Genomic DNA, 16691 nt, shown 5'->3' with positions numbered 1-16691 from the left:
CTCGGCGACGGTGCGAGAACCCACCGTCGTCGTGCACTACCGCCTGCACGCGGACTTCTGCGTCCGGTTCCCGCGGTTGCGCCGCGCGCTGGGCGCCCGCAGCGGACTGGACCTGGACGCCGACGGCCTGCGGGTGCGCTTCGGGCCGTGGCTCGTCACGACGCCGCTGGGCAACATCGCGGGTGCCGAAGTCAGCGGGCCGGTCAACCCGGTGCGCGCGCTCGGTGTCCGGCTGTCGCTCGCCGACCGCGGCCTGACGTTCGGCACGACCACGGAGGGCGGCGTGTGCCTGCGGTTCCGGGAGCCGGTCCGCGGCATCGACCCGTGGGGCCTGATCCGCCACCCCGGCCTGACGGTCACGGTCTGCGAGCCGGACCTGGTGGCCGACGCGATCAACCGGGTGGTGGCGGAGGCGTGACGAGGATCTTGGCCATCGCCGTCGACTGCCGCCGGCCCGACCTGCTGGCGGAGTTCTGGAAAAAGGCGTTGCGGCAAGGGAAAAGCCGGACCTGGACGGACTCCCACGGGCTGACCTACCGGCAGCTGGACTTCGCCGACGGTCCCGCACTGCTGTTCCAGCCGGTGCCCGAGGAGAAGGCGGTGAAGAACCGGCTGCACCTCGATCTGGCGCCGTCGGAGGGTGACCAGCGCGCCGAGGTCGAGCGGCTGGTGATGCTGGGCGCGAAGGTCCTCGACGACCCGCCCGACGATCCGTGGGTCGTGCTCGCGGACCCGGAGGGCAACGAGTTCTGCGTCCTCCCGGCGCGCTGATTCAGGCTTGGCCCTCGGGCAGGCAGACGGTCTCGTCGCTCGCGTAGGCGGCGAGGCGCTCGTCGAAGCCGTCCGGGGCCCCGGGTCTGCGGAAGTCCGGGGGATCCGGCTGGCCCGGGTAGCCGTCTTCGTAGAGGCCGCGCACGAACGCCACCACCGCCGCCGGGGCCGGCAGCACGTCCGAACCGAGGTAGGACAGCACGACCACGTCCTCGCCGGTGGCCGACTCGACGGCGGCGGCCCAGCCGTCGCGCTCGTCCCACAGCAGTGCCGTTTCGTGGTCGGGGAACCGCGCGAGCCGCCGCTCCAGCGCCAGGTACGCCGTCGCCGGCGCGTCCACCTCGCAGAACCAGGCGGGCGCGTCCAGCTCGGCCGCGACGGCCAGCAGGTACTGCCTCAGCCCGCGCGCCGCGGCGCCGAGCCCGTCCCGTTCGATCATCCCGCGCCTGCCCATCCGGTCGGTACCCCCGCCGGGTGATACCCCACCACCCTTCCGGTCAACCCCGGTGTTCCCCCAGGTGGCGCAGCACGTCCTCGTCACTCGTCTGGCGGAAGTCGGCGTACCACTGGCCCACCGCGCGAAAGTCCGGCGGTTCGGTCACGCAGACGACGTCGTCGGCTTCGCGCAGCAACCCCGCCGCCGCGCCCGGGGCGCCGACCGGGGCCGCGAACACGACTGTCCGCGGGTGCGCGGCCCGCACGTCGCGCAGGGCCGCCGTCGCGGTGACGCCGGTGGCGAGCCCGTCGTCGACGAGGATGACGTCCCTGCCGTCGAGCCTGGCCGCCGGCCGGCCGGACCGGTAGCGCTCGAGCCGGCGGCGGGCCTCCGCGCGTTCCCGGTGCTCGGCCCGCGCCAGCCGGGCCGCGGTGAGCTTCAGCCCGCGCAGGATGGCTTCGTCGTAGATCGCCGGGCCGTCCGGGGTGACCGCGCCGACGCCGAACTCGCGCCGCCCGGGCGCGCCGATCTTGCGCGCCACCGCGACGTCCAGTTCTGCGCCGAGCCGGCGCGCGACGACCGCGGCCACCGGCACGCCGCCGCGCGCGAGGCCGAGCACGAGCGGGCGGCCCCAGTGCCGGCGCAGTAGTTCTACGGCGAGGCGCCGGCCGCCGTCCTCGCGGTCGGCGAAGACGGGCCGTCCGTCATCCACCACGCGCATGAGTCTGCGCCGGCACGAACGGGCTGTCCTCCGCCGGCTCCCAATGGTGCAGCGGGGTGACCGCGGTGGTCTCGTCACAGTGGACGAACGCGTCGTACCGAGCCGCCGGGACGTACCCGTCGCCGCGGTGGACGACGCCGATCGCGCGCTGCTCGCGGGGTTCGCGCGCCCAAGCGTCGTCGTCGCGGAAGACGAACAAGCTGTCTTCGCCGGGCACCGCGGCGTGCAGCACGCCTTCGAGGCTGTCCGCGCGGGCCGGCTCGACCGTCATCCGGCGCGCCGGCCCGCCCCAGTGGCCGGCGGCGATCACCGACCCGCGGTGCGTGCCGAACCCGACCGTGACGACGCCACCGGCCTCGTGCCGGTCCCGCGTCAGCCGGCCGAGGGTGCCGCCGACGTGCGTGTTGTGCGCCCACACCACGGCTTTCGACCGCGGACCGTACGCCCGCAGCAGCCGGTCGAGGGTGTCGCTCAGGTGAGTGGCGCGGGCGGTGCGGGCCCGCCCTCCGCCGCGGAGGAATTCGCGGTAGTAGCCCTCGGCCCCCGGTACCCCGGCGCGAGCCGACGTCAGCAGCCGCACGACCGCGTCGCGGCAGTTCTCCGGCACCAGTCCGGCGAGGTCTTCGCCGCCGGACTCGAAGCGGCGGAACGCGCGGATCGTCGCCTCGACCTGGTCGGGCGCGTGCTCGCGGACGAAGCCCAGGATGCGACGCAGGGAGTCCCACAGGCTGTGGACGTCGAGGCCGTGGAAGCCGCACGGGACACCGTCGCCGGTGGCGTTGAACGCCCGCAGCCAGCCGGCGAACCCGGCGACCTCTTCGTTGGCCCACAGCCAGGTCGGCCAGCCGCGGAGACCCCACAGCGCCTGCCCGGCGTCGTTCGGCGCGCCGGGCGCCCCGGCGACGCAGGAGTGCACCCGGTGGCACTCCGCCCAGTCCCCTTCGACGGCGACGAACGAGAAGTCCCGTTCGGCCAGCAGCCGTTGCGTGAGCTCGGCGCGCCAGCGGTGGAACTCGGCCGTGCCGTGGGTCGCCGCGCCGAGCAGGACGACCCGGGCGCGCCCGATGCGCCGGACGAGCGGGTCGAGGTCCTGCGGGCTGCGCAGGGTCGTCGCCGCTTCGCGGATCGCCGTCACGTCGGTGAGCAGGGTTCCGGACATACTTCGCAGTTCCCGTTCGGGCGGTTCGCGAAACCCTCAGGGCCGCCAGCCGTCCTGCCAGTCCGGGTGGGCTTCGTACACCGAGGCGACGAGTTTCACGGAGGCGTCGTCGTGGGCGTCGGAGATCTCGCGGCGCAGGAACTCGGCCTTTTCGGCGAACGGCACCGGATGCCGGTCCTCCATCGCTTCGACCGGCCCGCCGGCGAGGATGAGCCCGTCGCCGTCGTCGGCGTACATGATCCGCAGCCTGCCCCGCCGTTCGGCCTCGTCGATCAGCGGCAGTTCGCCGTCGCGGACGCGCTGTTCGTCCTCCGCGAGCCGGGCGAGCACGAATTCGTCCAGCTTCGCGACCGGGGTGTCGTCGAGGTTCGTCATGGGCGGGGGTTACCCGCGCCACCGCGGACGCACACCCGCCCGCGGCTCACGCGCCGGCGCGCGCCACCCGCCGGGCGACCGCGAAACCGGTCCCGAGCAGGATCGCCCCGCCGGTGATCCACGGCCAGAGCGGCACGGCGGCGGCACCGGCCGGGCTCGCCGCGGTCGCGGCGGCCGGCACCACCTCCCCCGGGCCCGCGACGGTGAGCCGGAAGGGCACGGTGCCGGAAACCGGGTGGCCGTCGGCGGAGGTGACGCGGTAGCGGATCGCGTAGGCCCCGGCCGGGCCCAGCGGGCGCAGGGGCACCGAGACCCGTCCGTCCACAACGGACACAGGACCGGCTTCCCAGTGCGAAGCGCCGTCCGGGCCGAGCACCGCGAGCTCGGTGAACCGGTTCTCGACGGGTTCGCCGAACACGAGCACCGCCTCGGCCGGGGAGGTGGCGATGGCCGCTCCCTCGGCGGGCGAACTGGACACCAGGACGCTGTGCGCGGCCGCCGCGGGCGCGCCGAGCAGCACCGCGCAGCACGCGGCCGCCAGCACGGCGGCGATCCGGACGGGAAAAGACGAGCGGAGGGCCATGTTTTTTCCTCGCGTTCTCGCGAATTCGGGGATTGCGCGAACCGTAGCGAGCACGACGGGGACCACAAGAGGCCGTCCGGAAACAGCTGCGTTAAGCAATTCTCACCGGCTCCCGGACCCGGGCGCCGCGAACCGGTCGAATCGGACCGTTGCTCCGTCAGTCCGCCGTCCGAACCACCCGAATGGCGCAGCCGGACCGGCGTCCGGCCGAGCATCTCACCGCCCGACGGCGTCCGGCGGCCGCCGGACTTAACGCGGCCTTCACGTGAGGATCACGCCCGGTAACGCGCCGGCTGGTTTTCTGCTCCCCGCATCCCGTTGTTTCCCCGCCATTCCGGGGCCGTTCCCTTTCCGGGCGGACATCCGCTTTCCTTGGAGGACCACACCGTGCGAGGACCCGCACTGCGCCGAGACCACGTCATCGCCGCGAGCCTGGCCGGCGCGGTCGTGGTCGTGGTCGGCTACGCGTCCGGCATCGGCCTGCGGCCCGGCGGCGCCGCGGACGCGGCCACCCCGCCCGCGATCGCGGACGGCGGGCACCCCGCCGCGCCGGAAACGCCGGGCGCGCAGCCCGTTCCGTCCGCGCTGCCGCCGTCGGACGTCCCGGTTTCGCCGCTGCCCGCGGTTCCGGTCGGCGACCGGCCGGCCGAAACGATGCCGTCCGTGCCCGGCGGCGTCGACGCAACGCCGACACCGGCCCCGGAGCCACCCGCCCCGACGTCCCCGCCGGAACCGGCGCCCCCGCCGCCGGGGACCGAAGTGCCCGCCTGCCAACCCGGTGCGGCCCAACAGGTCCTGGACACCGTGGGCGCGTTGCCGCTCCTCGGCACCGTGACCACCGGCCTCGGCGTCACCGGTGCGGACGGGCTCGGCGCGCTCGTCCTCGGCTACTGCCGCACCGCCGACGGCGGCCTCGAACCCGCGATGGTCCCGGCGGACTCCGTGGGCATCCCGGCCGCCACCGTCGCGAGTGGACGGTGACGGGTGGACGACGTCAAGGCGTGGTACGTGTTCACGCGCACCGTCGACTACACCGGCCTGACGCTGTTCGCCGGCGGGCTGCTGTTCCTCGCCGTGCTCTGGCCCGCGGGCGCCGGCCACCGCGGCGCCCGGTCGGTGGTGGTGACGGGCTGGCTCCTCGGCCTGCTCGGCACCCTCGCCGGGCTCGGCCTGCAGGCGGCGTGGGCCGCGCAGCGTCCGGCCGGTGACTTCCTCGCCACGGACCTCCTCGGCCAGGCGCTGGACAGCCAGTTCGGCCGGATCTGGTTCGCCAGGGCGCTGTTGTGGCTGCTCGGCGGCGTGGTGCTCGCGTGGCTGCTGCAACGCGGCCCCGCCGCCGCGACCGCGTTGCCCTGGCGCGCCGGGAGCGGGGCGATCCTGCTCGGACTGCTGCGCACCACCGGCCTCACCGGCCACGCGGCGGAAAGCACCTCGCCGTGGCTGACGCAGCTCGCGGACTTCGCCCACCTCGCCGGGGCGTGCGCGTGGATCGGCGGCCTGGCCGTGCTCCTCTTCGGCGTCCTGGCCCGCCGCGACCCCGGCGAGCTCGCGTCGGTGATCCCCCGGTACTCGAAACTCGCCATGACCTCGGTCGCCGTCGTGGTCGCCGCGGGCGTGGTGCTCGCCTGGCAGACCGTCGGCAGCGTGGGCCGGGTCTTCGGCACCGCCTACGGCCGCACCCTGCTGGTCAAGCTCGCGGTGCTCGCCGTCGTGCTGCTCGCCGCGCAGGCCAGCCGCGGCTGGGTCGGCCGCCGGCTCGACTTCGCCGTCGTCCTGCGCGGGGACGCCGGCACCGTCCGCCCGTTCGTCTACTCCGTCGCCGCCGAGACCACCCTCGTCATCGTGGTCCTCCTCGCGGCGAGCTTCCTCGTCACGGCCAGTCCCGGCCGCTGATCGCACCCCGCGAAAGGAGTCCTCAGTGGACAACCCCAACCCCGCCGCTGCCGAACAGCCGGAGGCGGTGCGGCGACGACGGAACTGGCCCGTCGCCGTCGCGATCCTCGCCCTGGCCGCCGCCCTGGTCAGCATCGCCACGCTGCGCGGCGGGCAGAGCGAGCAGGCCGCCCCGGCCGCGTCGGCGAACGTCGACCTCGCCGCGCTCGCCAAGCAGGGCCCGCTGGCCGTCCCGCTGTACCAGGGTCTCGAGCAGGAACAGGCCGGTGGCGCGGCCGCGGCCGCCGCGCCGTCGGCGAAGTCCGTCGAGGCGATGGGCTACAAGTTCAGCCCGGCGAGCCTGACCATCTCGGTCGGCGACACGGTGACGTGGACCAACCACGACACCGCGCCGCACAACATCGTCGTCACCGACGGGCCGGAGAAGTTCACGTCCCCGACGCTGCAGACCGGGCAGACCTTCAGCCACACCTTCACGAAGGCCGGGACCTACTCCTACTACTGCGCCATCCACCCGGACATGAAGGCCACGGTCACGGTGACCGGCTCGGCGCCGACCAGCGCCCCGCCGACCTCGGCCCCGACGTCCGCGCCGACCTCGGCTCCGACCCATTCGATGCCGATGCCCTCCACCCCGGCGGGCGGTGGCTCCTGCGTACCGAAGTCGGTGCTGCAGCCGATCATCGACCACGTCAAGAGCGCGCACCTGGAGACCTCGCCGGGGCAGCAGGTGCAGGACATCCTCGACCTCGACCAGTACATCAAAACCCACACCGTGTGGCTGGAAACCGTGCTCGCGCCGGCCTTCGACGGGTCGGCGGACAAGGTCGTCACCGACACGCTCGCGCCGATCGTCGCCCACATCAAGAGCGCGCACCTGGAGACGTCGCTGGGCCAGCAGGTGACCGACCTGCTGAACCTCGACCAGTACATCAAGACCCACACCGTGTGGCTCGAAACGGTCCTGACCCCGCTGCTGGACCAGGCGAGCTGCTGACCCCCGCGGGTGGCCCGGTTCCCCCGCCGGGCCACCCGCCCCCTTTCCCGGAGGTCTTCCCGACATGCCCGACACCGCCGTCCTGCCGCGGACCGGCCACACCCTGCGCCGCGACCGGTGCGTCATCGAGCTCTCCCTGCGCGTGCTGGGGATCCCGCTGCTGCGCCGCCGGCTCACCGCGACGGACGGGCACTGGACGCCCGGGGCCGCGCTCGCCGTCACCCTGCGCAGCCCCGACGCCGTCTTCACCGCCGAAGAAGTCGCCGATCACCCCTTGGTGATCGACGGGAGCGTCGCCGGACGGGCGGTGCGGCTGCGCGGCGACGTCCGGCACCGCGACGAACACAGCCTGGTCGTCTGGGCCGCCGGTCCGGTCCTCCCGGCTCGGCGCAAGCCCCGGCGAGGCCGGGTCGCCCGGTTCGTGGCGGGGCGCCGGCTGCACGCCGAGATCGCGATCGAGTTCGTCCGATGAGGCGGGCCGCGGTGGCCGTCGCCACGCTGGTGCTGGCCCTGACCGTGCCGTTCGCCGCGCCGGCGGCCGCGGCCACGCAGGTGGTCATGATGCAGGGCTACGCCTACTCCCCCGCCGCGCTTACCGTCCGGGTCGGCGACACCGTCACCTGGATGCAGCACGACGACGCGCCCCACGACGTCGTCACGACGAGCGCGCCGGTCGCGTTCCGGAGCCCGCGGCTGTCGGCCGGCCAGAGCTGGAGCTACACGTTCCGGCAGCCCGGCACGTACTCGTACTACTGCTCGGTGCACCCCGACATGCGTGCGTCGGTGACGGTCCTGCCCGCGCCCACGACGGCGGCCCCGAAACCGGCGAGCACCCCGGCGGCGGCCAAGCCCACGCCGGCGCGGACGACGACCGCCGCGGCCGCGCCACCGTCGGCGGCGACTCCACCGGTCACGAGCGCGCCGGTCACGAGCACGCCTGCCGCGGCTCCCGCCACCGAGGCACCGGCCGTGCAGCAGGCGACGGCCGCGGCTCCGCCGACGTTGAGCCCGATGCTGCTGGTCGCCGGGCTCGTCACCGGGGTCGCCGTGCTGTGCCTGCTGCTCCTGAGCTCGCGCCGGGAGTGAATTCCTGTCCGAAACCTGTCCCGGTGAGGACTGGACCAATATTATTAGCTCCCGAGAATGGAGTCATCGCCCTTCAGCGCGGAAGGTGACCGATGAATCTCCTGACTCCCCTGCTCGCCATCGTCATGGCGGCCACCCCTACCCCCACTCCCACCGCGACGCTCGCGGTGATCTGCGACAAGTACTGCGACGCCCGGGATCCCGCTCTCTCCCCCGGCGACCGCGAAGGCGCGTCGGCGACCGTCGGCGGCCGCCGGCTGTCCCTGCACCTCGACGACGGCGACGACATGGGCTGGGCGGCGATCACCGGCGGGACGGCCGGCGACCACGTCTGGCTGGACCGCTCGTTCGACGCCGGGCGCACGTGGGCGTCGGGCAGCAAGCTCGGCGACACGGCGACGCCGTCGGGCGGCACCGGCTGGCGGACGTTGATGTACAACGTCGACGACTGGACCGCCAAGGGCGTCGGCCTGCTGCGGGCGTGCGGGCAGCCCGCCGGTTCGGGAACCATCGCCTGCACCGGCTGGGCCCGCACGACGTGGAACGCATGGGACCGCCGGACCGCGGCCGCGACGGCGTTGATGGAGCGGTACAACCAGAGCACCGGCCTGTTCGACACGACCGGCTGGTGGAACTCGGCCAACGCCCTGACCGCGATCATCGACAACGTCCGGATCAGCGGCATGAGCAGCTACCGCTACGCGATCGACACGACGTACACGAAGAACCTCGCGGCCCAGGGCGGCCAGTTCCGCAACGACTACATCGACGACACGGGCTGGTGGGGCCTGGCGTGGGTGGACGCCTACGACCTGACGGGCGACGGGAAGTACCTGAACACCGCCCGGGCGGACGCGGACCACATGTACGCGTACTGGGACGGCGTCTGCGGCGGCGGGGTCTGGTGGAGCACGAGCCGCACGTACAAGAACGCGATCCCCAACTCGCTGTACATCCAGCTGAACGCGGCCCTGCACAACCGCATCCCGGGCGACACGGTCTACCTGGCGCGGGCCCGCGCGGGCTGGAGCTGGTTCGCCGGCAGCGGCATGATCAACGGGTCGAACCTGGTCAACGACGGCTTGACCACGTCGACGTGCGCGAACAACGGCCAGGCGGTGTGGTCGTACAACCAGGGTGTGCCGTTGACGGCGCTGACCGAGCTGTACCGGGCCACGGGCGACGCGAGCTTGCTGACGAAGGCCCGTGCGATGGCGAACGCGTCGACGACGAACGGCTCGTTGAACCCCGGCGGCATCCTGCGCGACCCGGGCGAGAGCGCCGGTGGCGGCGGCGCGGACGGCCCAACGTTCAAGGGCGTGTACGCACGGGACCTGGCGGTGCTGAACTCGGCGCTGTCGGACCACCCGTACACGGGATACCTGCAGCGCCAGGCGAACTCGGCGTACGCCAACGACCGCAACAGCGCCGAGGCGTACGGGCTGCTGTGGGCGGGCCCGTTCGACCAGGCCGACGCGGCCCGGCAGCAGAGCGCGCTGGACCTGATGAACGCGGCCCCCTGACCCGCCTCGAGGGTCTTGAATGAGTCATTCAGGGCCTGGGAGGTCTTGAATGACTCATTCAAGACCTCCCAGGGGCCGCTGCCTCAGAGGGTCTTCTCCAGGCGGCCCGCCAGCAGCTTGATGAACCGCGACGGGTCGGCCAGCTCGCCGCCCTCGGCCAGCAGCGCCATGCCGTAGAGCAGCTCGGCCGTCTCGGCCAGCCCTTCGTCGTCCGGGCGCGCCGCGTGGGCTTCCCGGAGACCGGTGACCAGCCCGTGGTCCGGGTTCAGCTCCAGGATCCGCTTGATCGGCGGCAGCTCCTGGCCCATCGCGCGGTACATCTTCTCCAGCGTCGGCGTGAGGTCGTGGGTGTCCCCGACGATGCACGCCGGCGACGTCGTCAGCCGCGACGAGAGCCGGACCTCCTTGACGTCCTCGCCCAGCGCCGTGCCCATCCACGTCAGCAGGCTTTCGAAGTCCTTCTTCTGCTGCTCGCGCGCGACCTCGGTGGCCTTCTTGTCCTCGTCCGACTCCAGGTCGACCTGGCCCTTGGCGATCGACTGGAACTGCTTGCCGTCGAAGCCGCCGACGCCGTCGACCCACATCTCGTCGATCGGGTCGGTCAGGACCAGCACCTCGTAGCCCTTGGCCCGGAACGCTTCCATGTGCGGGGAGTTCTCGATCGCCGAGCGCGACTCGCCGGTCATGAAGTAGATGTGTTCCTGGCCTTCCTTCATCCGCGAGACGTAGTCGCGCAGCGAAGTCGGCTTCTCCGCGTCGTGCGTCGAGGCGAACGACGAGATCTCGAGGATCGCTTCGCGGTTCTCGAAGTCGTCGAGCAGGCCCTCCTTGACCGCGCGGCCGAACTCGCGCCAGAACGTCGCGTACTTCTCGGCGTCGGCGGTCATCATCGTCTTGACCGTCGAGAGGACCTTCTTCACCAGGCGACGGCGGATCAGCTGGATCTGCCGGTCCTGCTGCAGGATCTCCCGCGACACGTTGAGCGAGAGGTCCTGCGCGTCGACGACGCCCTTGACGAACCGCAGGTACTCGGGGACGAGGGACTCGCAGTCGTCCATGATGAAGACGCGCTTCACGTACAGCTGCACGCCGCGCTTGCGCTCCCGCAGGAACAGGTCCATCGGCGCGTGCGAGGGCAGGAACAGCAGCGCCTGGTACTCGAACGTGCCCTCGGCCTGGAGCCGGATCGTTTCCAGGGGGTCCTGCCAGTCGTGGCTGACGTGCTTGTAGAACTCGTGGTACTCGTCCTCGGTGACCTCGCTCGACGAGCGCGCCCACAGCGCCTTCATCGAGTTGACGGTCTCGACCTCGGCGTCGTCGCCCTCGCCCTGCATCCGGATGGGCCAGGTGATGAAGTCGGAGTACTTCTTGACGATCTCGCGGATCTTCGCCGGGGACGTGTAGTCGTAGAGGTGGTCCTCGGCGTCCTCGGGCTTGAGGTGCAGGGTCACCGCGGTGCCCTGCGGCGCGTCCTCGACCGGCTCGATCGTGTACGTGCCTTCGCCGGTCGACTCCCAGCGCACGCCCTCGCCGGTGCCGGCCTTGCGCGTCACGAGCGTGACCTTGTCCGCGACCATGAAGCTGGCGTAGAACCCGACGCCGAACTGGCCGATGAGGTCCTGCGACGCCGCGGCGTCCTTGGCCTCCTTCAGCTTGGTCAGGAAGTCGGCGGTGCCGGACTTGGCGATGGTGCCGATGAGCGCGACCACCTCGTCACGCGTCATGCCGATGCCGTTGTCGCGCACGGTCAGGGTCCGCGCCGCCGCGTCCGCCTCGAGCGCGATGTGCAGGTCGGAGGTGTCCGCGCCGAGGTCCTTGTCGCGGTACGACTCCAGCCGCAGCTTGTCGAGCGCGTCGGAGGCGTTGGACACGAGTTCGCGCAGGAAGGTGTCCTTGTTCGAGTAGATCGAATGGATCATCAGCTGCAGGAGCTGACGCGCTTCCGACTGGAACTCCAGCGTCTCGATCGGGGTGGTCACTTCCGGTCCTTTCCGGGTGCGTCGGCCGTTGGCTGGGTCGATCCTACCGAGGGGGTCCGACAGTCCCGGCCGCGCACTTTATGAACGCAATGCAGACTCCCCCGGCAGCCGGGGTGATGCTGACCACGCCCCGCTGCCGATCAAGGAGGATCGAGTGCCCGGACGCCTTCCCCGGTGGGCCGCCGCGTTCGCCGCGACCGCTGCCCTGACCACCGCCTTCGCCGCTCCCGCCGCCGCGGCGGGCGTCGCCGACCACCCCGTCCGCACGACCGGCTGCGGGCGCGCGGCCCCGGTTCCGGCCGGGGTGACGACGACGCAGCACGTCGTCTCCGGCGGCCTCGACCGCGAGTACACGGTCCACCTGCCGGCGCACTACAACCCGCGCCGCGCGTACCCCCTGGTGCTGTCGTTCCACGGGCACAAGCGCACGTCGCAGTACCAGGAGGAGCTGTCGGGCTTCTCGGCGCTCGACGCGATCTCGGTGTACCCGCAGGGCCTGATCGGCACCGACGGCGAGTCGGCCTGGACCGGCGCGCCCTACTCGGCGGCCGCGGACGACGTCCTGTTCACCAGCGACCTGCTGAACTCGCTGCAGCGCACGCTCTGCGTCGACAACAACCGGATCTTCGCGGCCGGCAAGTCCAACGGCGGCGGGTTCGTCGGCGTGCTGGCCTGCCGGCTGGCCGGCCGGATCGCGGCGTTCGCGCCGGTGTCGGGCGCGTTCTACCCGCAGGGCGGCGCGTGCGACCCGAGCCGCCGCGTGCCGATCCTCGACTTCCACGGCACCGCCGACACGACGATCCCCTACACCGGCAACCCGGCCAAGGGCCTGCCGGCGATCCCGGACTGGCTGGCGGCGTGGTCCACAAGGGACGGTTGCTTCGCCGGGCCGGTGTCGTGGTCCCCGGTCGACGGCGTGGTCGTCCAGAAGTGGCTCGGGTGCGCGCTCGACCACTACCGCGTCGAAGGCGCCGGGCACGTCTGGCCGAGCACGCGGCCGAACAACGACTCGGCCACCCCGACGGTCATCGACGCCACGCCGGTCATCTGGCGCTTCTTCCGCGCGCATCCGCTGCGCTGAAACACGATTGACGCACCTCTTTCCCCTCAGCGACGATTTCCGCCGAGAGGAAAGAGGTGCGTTGTGAAGGTGCTCGTCTTGAACGCCGGTTACGAGCCGCTGCATACGGTTTCGGTGCCGCACGCGATTCGCATGCTGGTGCGGCACGTCGCGGAGATCCACGAGGCCGAGGACGGTCTCGCGTACGGGCTGTTCCCGCGTCCGAAGATCGTGCGGTTGCTGCGTTATGTAGTGATGAAGTGGCGATATACGCAGCCGCCCCGCTGGTCCCGCAGAGGAGTGCTGACGCGCGACGGCCACCGCTGCGCGTACTGCGGCGGCCGCGCGACGACGATCGACCACGTGACACCGCTGAGCCGCGGCGGCGCGCGGACGTCGTGGCTGAACACGGTGGCGGCGTGCGGCGGGACGTCCCGCAGCTGCAACGCGCGGAAGGCGGACAAGCTGCCGGCCGAGGCGGGGATGAAGCTGCGGTTCACCCCGTACGTCCCGACGTGGGACCAGCTGCACGCGCTGAGCGCGTGACGGCGCGGCCCGCTCCCGTCGGCGGGGCGGGCCGCCCGTCGGCGGGCCGCGGAAGCGACGTCCGAGTGTCTTGAATGAGTCATTCAGGTCTTGGGAGGTCCTGAATGACTCATTCAAGACGATGGGCGGAGCCGCCGCCGTCCGCGCCACCGCGACTTCGCCGGTCCCTGGCTCCCAAGTCCATGCGGTGCCCTTCACCGCGATCCCCGCGCCCGTCGGCGGGGCTGCTGCCCGGTCGTTAAGCTCGAACCGATCGTCCCCCGCATCCGTGTGTTCCGGGGAAGGCCGGGAGGTCGTCTTGACCGACGAAGGACAGCTGGTCGCCGGGCGGTACCGCCTTGCCGAACGGGTCGGCCAGGGCGCCATGGGTGTCGTCTGGCGGGCTCGCGACGAGCGGCTCGACCGCGTCGTCGCCGTCAAGCAGCTCGGCTACGACCCCGCCCTCGGGCAGGCCGCCGGTGAGCAGGCCGCCCAGCGCGCCCTGCGCGAGGCCCGGCTGACCGCTCGGCTGCGGCATCCCCACGCCGTCACCGTGCACGACGTCGTCGAGGAAGCCGGCGAGCCGTACCTCGTCATGGAGTACCTGCCCTCGCGCAGCCTCGCCGACGTGCTGCTCGACCGCGAGCGCCTCCCCGCCGACGAGGTCGCGCGCATCGGCGTGCAGGTCTCCTCCGCGCTGGCCGCCGCGCACGCCGAGGGCATCGTGCACCGGGACGTCACCCCCGCCAACGTCCTGCTCGCCGACGGCGGGCTCGCCAAGATCGCCGACTTCGGCATCTCGCGTGCCACCGGCGAAGGCACCGTGACCGGCGGCGGCTTCATCGCGGGCACCCCCGCCTACCTGTCCCCCGAAGTCGCCGGCGGCGGCGACGCGGGCTTCCCCGCCGACGTCTTCTCCCTCGGCGCGACGCTCTACCGCGCCCTCGAAGGCCGGCCCCCCTTCGGCAACGACGACAACCCGATCGCCCTCCTGCTGCGGGTCGCCCGCGAGGAGCCGATTCCGCCGCAGCACCGCGGCCCCCTCGCCGAGGTGCTCGGCCGGCTCCTGCAGCGCGACCCCGCGCAGCGCCCGTCGATGGCCGAGGTCCAGGAGCTGTTCGAAGCCGTCACCGAAGGCCGTGCGCTGCCGCCGCCCCGCCCGCGGCCCCGCACCGAGACACGGCTGCTGCGCGTCCACCGTCCCCGCCGCCGGGTCGTGCTGGCCGGCGCCGCGGGAGCCGTCCTGCTCGCCGCCGGCGTGCTGATCGGGACCGCGCTCGTCCCGGACGCCACGCCGGTCGCCGCCCCGGCGACGTCGGCTACCCCATCGCGACCGCCGACGACCACCAGCGCTCCGCCCGACCTGGGTTGCGCCGCCAACTACCAGGTGACGAACACCTGGCCGGGCGGCTACCAGGTCGAAGTGACGGTCCGCAACGACCGCACGGACGACCTCACCGGCTGGAGCGTCCGCTGGACCCTGCCGGGCGGCCACCGCATCACCGGCCTGTGGAACGGCGACTTCACGGTCGACGGCTCGACCGTGACAGTCGGCAACGCGGCCTGGAACGCGAAGCTCGACGCGGGCGGCGCGACGACGTTCGGCTTCATCGCCCTCACCGGCAACGGCAACGCGACGAGCCGCCCGGAACTGACCTGCCGGACCGTCTAGGACCGGCAGAGCAGCGCGTCCGCCGTCCGGCTCGAACCGATCCGGCCGGTGTAGGCGACGCCGGCGACGTACTCCCCCGGCGCGCACTGGCCCTTGTAGTTCCCGGTCGCGAAGTCGCCGCCGGGGTCTCCCGACGGCCGGTTGTCGCCGCGGTCGAACCACACCGTCCGGCCGGTGCGGCCCAGCGGTGTGGCAGACCGGCCGCACAGCACGGCGGAGAAGGCGGCGCCCTGGACGCTGTACCCGACGACCGCGTGGTCGGGTGGGCACTGCGTCTTCGTGTAGCCGGACGCCCAGTCGGTGTCGACGTACGTCTCGTCGCGCACGACCACGTACCCGGCCGGCGCGGCGAGCGTCCCGGTGCACAGGCCGCGGTTGCCGGTGTGGGCCAGGCCGGCGAGCCGCTGGCCGTCGGCGCAGACGCCCTTGCGGGCGCCGGAGTTCCAGTCCGGCAGCGCGCGGACCTGGCGCGACTCCTGGAAGTCGCCGTAGTCGAGGTTCAGCATCGCCCAGTGCTCGGCGGACGGGATCGGCCCGGTCCGGGACGGCGCGGAGATCAGCCGCTGCCACGCGGGGCCGCGCCAGTCCGCGCCGTCGAGGACGTCGATGCGCCGGCCGGCCGAGTCGTAGCCGAGCAGGGCCCAGCCGTCGCCGGAGCCGTTGGTCTGGAAGCCGACCGCGGGCCAGTAGGCGAAGTCCGTGTCGGTCTCGGCGAGGTAGTTCACGAAGTTCTCGAAGAACGCGCGTGACGCCGGGTCGGTGGTGTTGCGGCCTTCGCCGAACTCGCTGATCCACAGCGGCGCGGTGTAGTGCTTGCCGGTGTCGGCCGAGACGAAGAACGCTTGCCGGTAAAGGACGTCCCGAAGTTCCTGGGGCGAGAGGTCGCGGTAACGCGGGTCGTGGGTTTCGCCGATGCCGGTCGCGCCGGAGTGGTTGGGGCCGGTGTAGCCGTAGAAGTGCGCCGAATAGACGAGCTTGCCGGAGTCCACGAGCGTGTGCGAGAGCGTCCGGGCCGGTTCCAGCGTGGGCCGCCCGTGCGCGAAGCCGTCGATCGGCAGCCCGGTCCAGTTGATGCCCTCGACGAAGATCAGCAGGTCCCGGTTGGCCTCGGTGAGGATGCGGTCGGCGACCTGCTGGCTTGCACGCTGCCAGTCGGTGCCGTTGCCCCAGCCCCAGTTGGGATCGTCGAAGGTGTTGCGGCGGACCTCGTTGTAGAGGTCGGCGCCGACGACGCGCTTGTTCGCGGCGTAGCGGCGCGCCATGAACAGCCAGTCGTCCTGCCACTGCTGCTCGGTCTGCGCGGTGTTCCAGCGCTCGTTGCCGTCGAGGCCGCAGCACCACCGCGAAGTCGTGGTGTGGTTGTTGAGGATGACGGCGAACCCACGCGCGGTCAGCCGGTCGACGACGCGGTCGTAGACCTGCAACGGCGTCAGCCCGTGCAGATCCGGGTTGGCGGGCAGGTCCGGGACCGGCCGGGTGTCGTGGAGCATCGCGTTGGAGAACTGCAGCCGGACGCTGTTGAGCCCCAGCTGCGCGAGCCCGTCGGTGACGGTGTCGATCGACGCGCGGTCCAGCCCGAGCGGCGTTTGGTAGGCGATCTCGCCGGCGTGGTGGTTCGCCGGGTCGTTCACGTCGCCGGAGCCGGTCCACGTGCCGCTCGCGCCGTGCCAGTTGGCGGCTTTCAGCTTGAAGCGGTCGCCGTGCGCGTCGACGACGTACCGGCCGCGGGTGCTGAGCGGCCCGGTCCAGGACGGCGGATCCGCCGCGGCGACGGTCACGGGGACCGCCAGACCGGCGGTGACGAGCAGGACGGTGAGCAGCGCACCCGAGATCCTCACCCGAGGAGTGAACCAACTCGCGGCCCGCCGGATAAGGGCCATAAGGAGGTCGTGAGTGAGAAACAGGGTTCTG

Annotated in this window: 18 protein-coding genes; 11 read left to right on the top strand and 7 right to left on the bottom strand. The window is 72.5% G+C overall.

What is annotated here, in order from left to right; genetic code table 11:
* The first annotated feature begins 10 nt into the window (after positions 1–10).
* Together ACERZO_RS48585 and ACERZO_RS48580 are read left to right on the top strand one after the other, a co-directional pair.
* Positions 11–418: a hypothetical protein gene (locus ACERZO_RS48585; protein ID WP_372672818.1), complete on the top strand. Its 408-nt coding sequence runs from the start codon at positions 11–13 to the stop codon at positions 416–418.
* Entirely contained in the window at positions 415–771 is a 357-nt protein-coding gene (locus ACERZO_RS48580; protein ID WP_372672817.1) for a VOC family protein, read from the top strand. Before ACERZO_RS48585 ends, ACERZO_RS48580 begins: the two co-directional genes overlap by 4 nt.
* A gap of 1 nt (position 772) precedes the next feature.
* Here the strand turns inward: ACERZO_RS48580 and ACERZO_RS48575 are convergent, their stop codons facing one another.
* Genes ACERZO_RS48575 through ACERZO_RS48555 form a run of 5 tightly spaced genes read right to left on the bottom strand, consistent with a single transcriptional unit; the run spans position 773 to position 4045 of the window.
* Positions 773–1210 carry a DUF6292 family protein gene (locus ACERZO_RS48575; protein ID WP_372672816.1) on the bottom strand — a complete coding sequence of 146 codons (438 nt, stop codon included), beginning with the start codon at positions 1208–1210 and terminating at the stop codon, positions 773–775.
* A 58-nt stretch (positions 1211–1268) separates the two neighbouring features.
* Positions 1269–1928 (bottom strand): phosphoribosyltransferase, encoded by a 660-nt coding sequence (locus ACERZO_RS48570; protein WP_372672815.1) that lies wholly within the window; start codon positions 1926–1928, stop codon positions 1269–1271.
* Entirely contained in the window at positions 1912–3087 is a 1176-nt protein-coding gene (locus ACERZO_RS48565; RefSeq protein ID WP_372672814.1) for an erythromycin esterase family protein, read from the bottom strand. The genes ACERZO_RS48570 and ACERZO_RS48565 overlap by 17 nt, the downstream gene beginning before the upstream one ends.
* A 36-nt stretch (positions 3088–3123) precedes the next feature.
* Positions 3124–3462, bottom strand: coding sequence for a hypothetical protein (locus tag ACERZO_RS48560; RefSeq protein WP_372672813.1), 339 nt, complete (start codon positions 3460–3462; stop codon positions 3124–3126).
* 46 nt (positions 3463–3508) lie between these two features.
* Entirely contained in the window at positions 3509–4045 is a 537-nt protein-coding gene (locus ACERZO_RS48555) for a copper resistance CopC family protein (RefSeq protein WP_372672812.1), read from the bottom strand.
* 387 nt (positions 4046–4432) lie between these two features.
* Between ACERZO_RS48555 and ACERZO_RS48550 the strand changes: the two genes are divergently transcribed.
* From ACERZO_RS48550 to ACERZO_RS48525, 6 genes are all read left to right on the top strand, one after another.
* Positions 4433–5026 (top strand): hypothetical protein, encoded by a 594-nt coding sequence (locus ACERZO_RS48550; RefSeq protein WP_372672811.1) that lies wholly within the window; start codon positions 4433–4435, stop codon positions 5024–5026.
* A 3-nt stretch (positions 5027–5029) separates the two neighbouring features.
* The gene (locus ACERZO_RS48545) at positions 5030–5938 is read left to right on the top strand and encodes a CopD family protein (RefSeq protein WP_372672810.1); all 909 of its coding nucleotides are present in this window, start codon (positions 5030–5032) and stop codon (positions 5936–5938) included.
* A 25-nt stretch (positions 5939–5963) separates the two neighbouring features.
* Entirely contained in the window at positions 5964–6935 is a 972-nt protein-coding gene (locus tag ACERZO_RS48540) for a cupredoxin domain-containing protein (protein WP_372672809.1), read from the top strand.
* 64 nt (positions 6936–6999) lie between these two features.
* Positions 7000–7407: a hypothetical protein gene (locus ACERZO_RS48535; RefSeq protein ID WP_372672808.1), complete on the top strand. Its 408-nt coding sequence runs from the start codon at positions 7000–7002 to the stop codon at positions 7405–7407.
* The gene (locus ACERZO_RS48530) at positions 7404–8021 is read left to right on the top strand and encodes a cupredoxin domain-containing protein (RefSeq protein WP_372672807.1); all 618 of its coding nucleotides are present in this window, start codon (positions 7404–7406) and stop codon (positions 8019–8021) included. Before ACERZO_RS48535 ends, ACERZO_RS48530 begins: the two co-directional genes overlap by 4 nt.
* A 92-nt stretch (positions 8022–8113) precedes the next feature.
* Positions 8114–9544, top strand: coding sequence for a glycoside hydrolase family 76 protein (locus tag ACERZO_RS48525; protein ID WP_372672806.1), 1431 nt, complete (start codon positions 8114–8116; stop codon positions 9542–9544).
* An 83-nt stretch (positions 9545–9627) separates the two neighbouring features.
* Here ACERZO_RS48525 and htpG read toward each other — a convergent pair whose 3' ends face one another.
* Entirely contained in the window at positions 9628–11523 is a 1896-nt protein-coding gene (gene htpG, locus ACERZO_RS48520) for a molecular chaperone HtpG (RefSeq protein WP_372672805.1), read from the bottom strand.
* Positions 11524–11677: 154 nt separating this feature from the next.
* On the opposite strand from htpG, the gene ACERZO_RS48515 reads away from it, so the two are divergent.
* The 3 genes from ACERZO_RS48515 to ACERZO_RS48505 all read left to right on the top strand — a co-directional run bounded on the left by ACERZO_RS48515 (position 11678) and on the right by ACERZO_RS48505 (position 14780).
* Entirely contained in the window at positions 11678–12604 is a 927-nt protein-coding gene (locus ACERZO_RS48515) for an alpha/beta hydrolase family esterase (RefSeq protein ID WP_372672804.1), read from the top strand.
* A 63-nt stretch (positions 12605–12667) separates the two neighbouring features.
* Positions 12668–13129 carry an HNH endonuclease gene (locus ACERZO_RS48510; protein WP_372672803.1) on the top strand — a complete coding sequence of 154 codons (462 nt, stop codon included), beginning with the start codon at positions 12668–12670 and terminating at the stop codon, positions 13127–13129.
* Between the two features lie 298 nt (positions 13130–13427).
* A complete protein-coding gene (locus ACERZO_RS48505; protein WP_372672802.1) occupies positions 13428–14780 on the top strand; it encodes a protein kinase domain-containing protein in 1353 nt (450 codons plus the stop codon).
* Here ACERZO_RS48505 and ACERZO_RS48500 read toward each other — a convergent pair.
* On the bottom strand, positions 14777–16660 hold the full coding sequence (locus tag ACERZO_RS48500) for a glycoside hydrolase family 5 protein (RefSeq protein ID WP_372672801.1): 1884 nt from the start codon (positions 16658–16660) through the stop codon (positions 14777–14779). The genes ACERZO_RS48505 and ACERZO_RS48500 overlap by 4 nt on opposite strands.
* Positions 16661–16691 lie beyond the last annotated feature (31 nt).

This window comes from Amycolatopsis kentuckyensis (assembly GCF_041679295.1).
Taxonomy (GTDB): Bacteria; Actinomycetota; Actinomycetes; order Mycobacteriales; family Pseudonocardiaceae; genus Amycolatopsis; species Amycolatopsis kentuckyensis_A.
This window is presented reverse-complemented; position numbering and strand designations above follow the sequence as displayed.

Bases quoted from the DNA above. Each gene is read 5' to 3' on its own strand.
- ACERZO_RS48575 (WP_372672816.1), bottom strand. From the start codon at position 1,210: ATGATCGAACGGGACGGGCTCGGCGCCGCGGCGCGCGGGCTGAGGCAG.
- ACERZO_RS48535 (WP_372672808.1), top strand. From the start codon at position 7,000: ATGCCCGACACCGCCGTCCTGCCGCGGACCGGCCACACCCTGCGCCGC.
- ACERZO_RS48500 (WP_372672801.1), bottom strand. From the start codon at position 16,660: ATGGCCCTTATCCGGCGGGCCGCGAGTTGGTTCACTCCTCGGGTGAGG.
- ACERZO_RS48560 (WP_372672813.1), bottom strand. From the start codon at position 3,462: ATGACGAACCTCGACGACACCCCGGTCGCGAAGCTGGACGAATTCGTG.
- ACERZO_RS48525 (WP_372672806.1), top strand. From the start codon at position 8,114: ATGAATCTCCTGACTCCCCTGCTCGCCATCGTCATGGCGGCCACCCCT.
- ACERZO_RS48530 (WP_372672807.1), top strand. From the start codon at position 7,404: ATGAGGCGGGCCGCGGTGGCCGTCGCCACGCTGGTGCTGGCCCTGACC.
- ACERZO_RS48570 (WP_372672815.1), bottom strand. From the start codon at position 1,928: ATGCGCGTGGTGGATGACGGACGGCCCGTCTTCGCCGACCGCGAGGAC.
- ACERZO_RS48565 (WP_372672814.1), bottom strand. From the start codon at position 3,087: ATGTCCGGAACCCTGCTCACCGACGTGACGGCGATCCGCGAAGCGGCG.
- ACERZO_RS48555 (WP_372672812.1), bottom strand. From the start codon at position 4,045: ATGGCCCTCCGCTCGTCTTTTCCCGTCCGGATCGCCGCCGTGCTGGCG.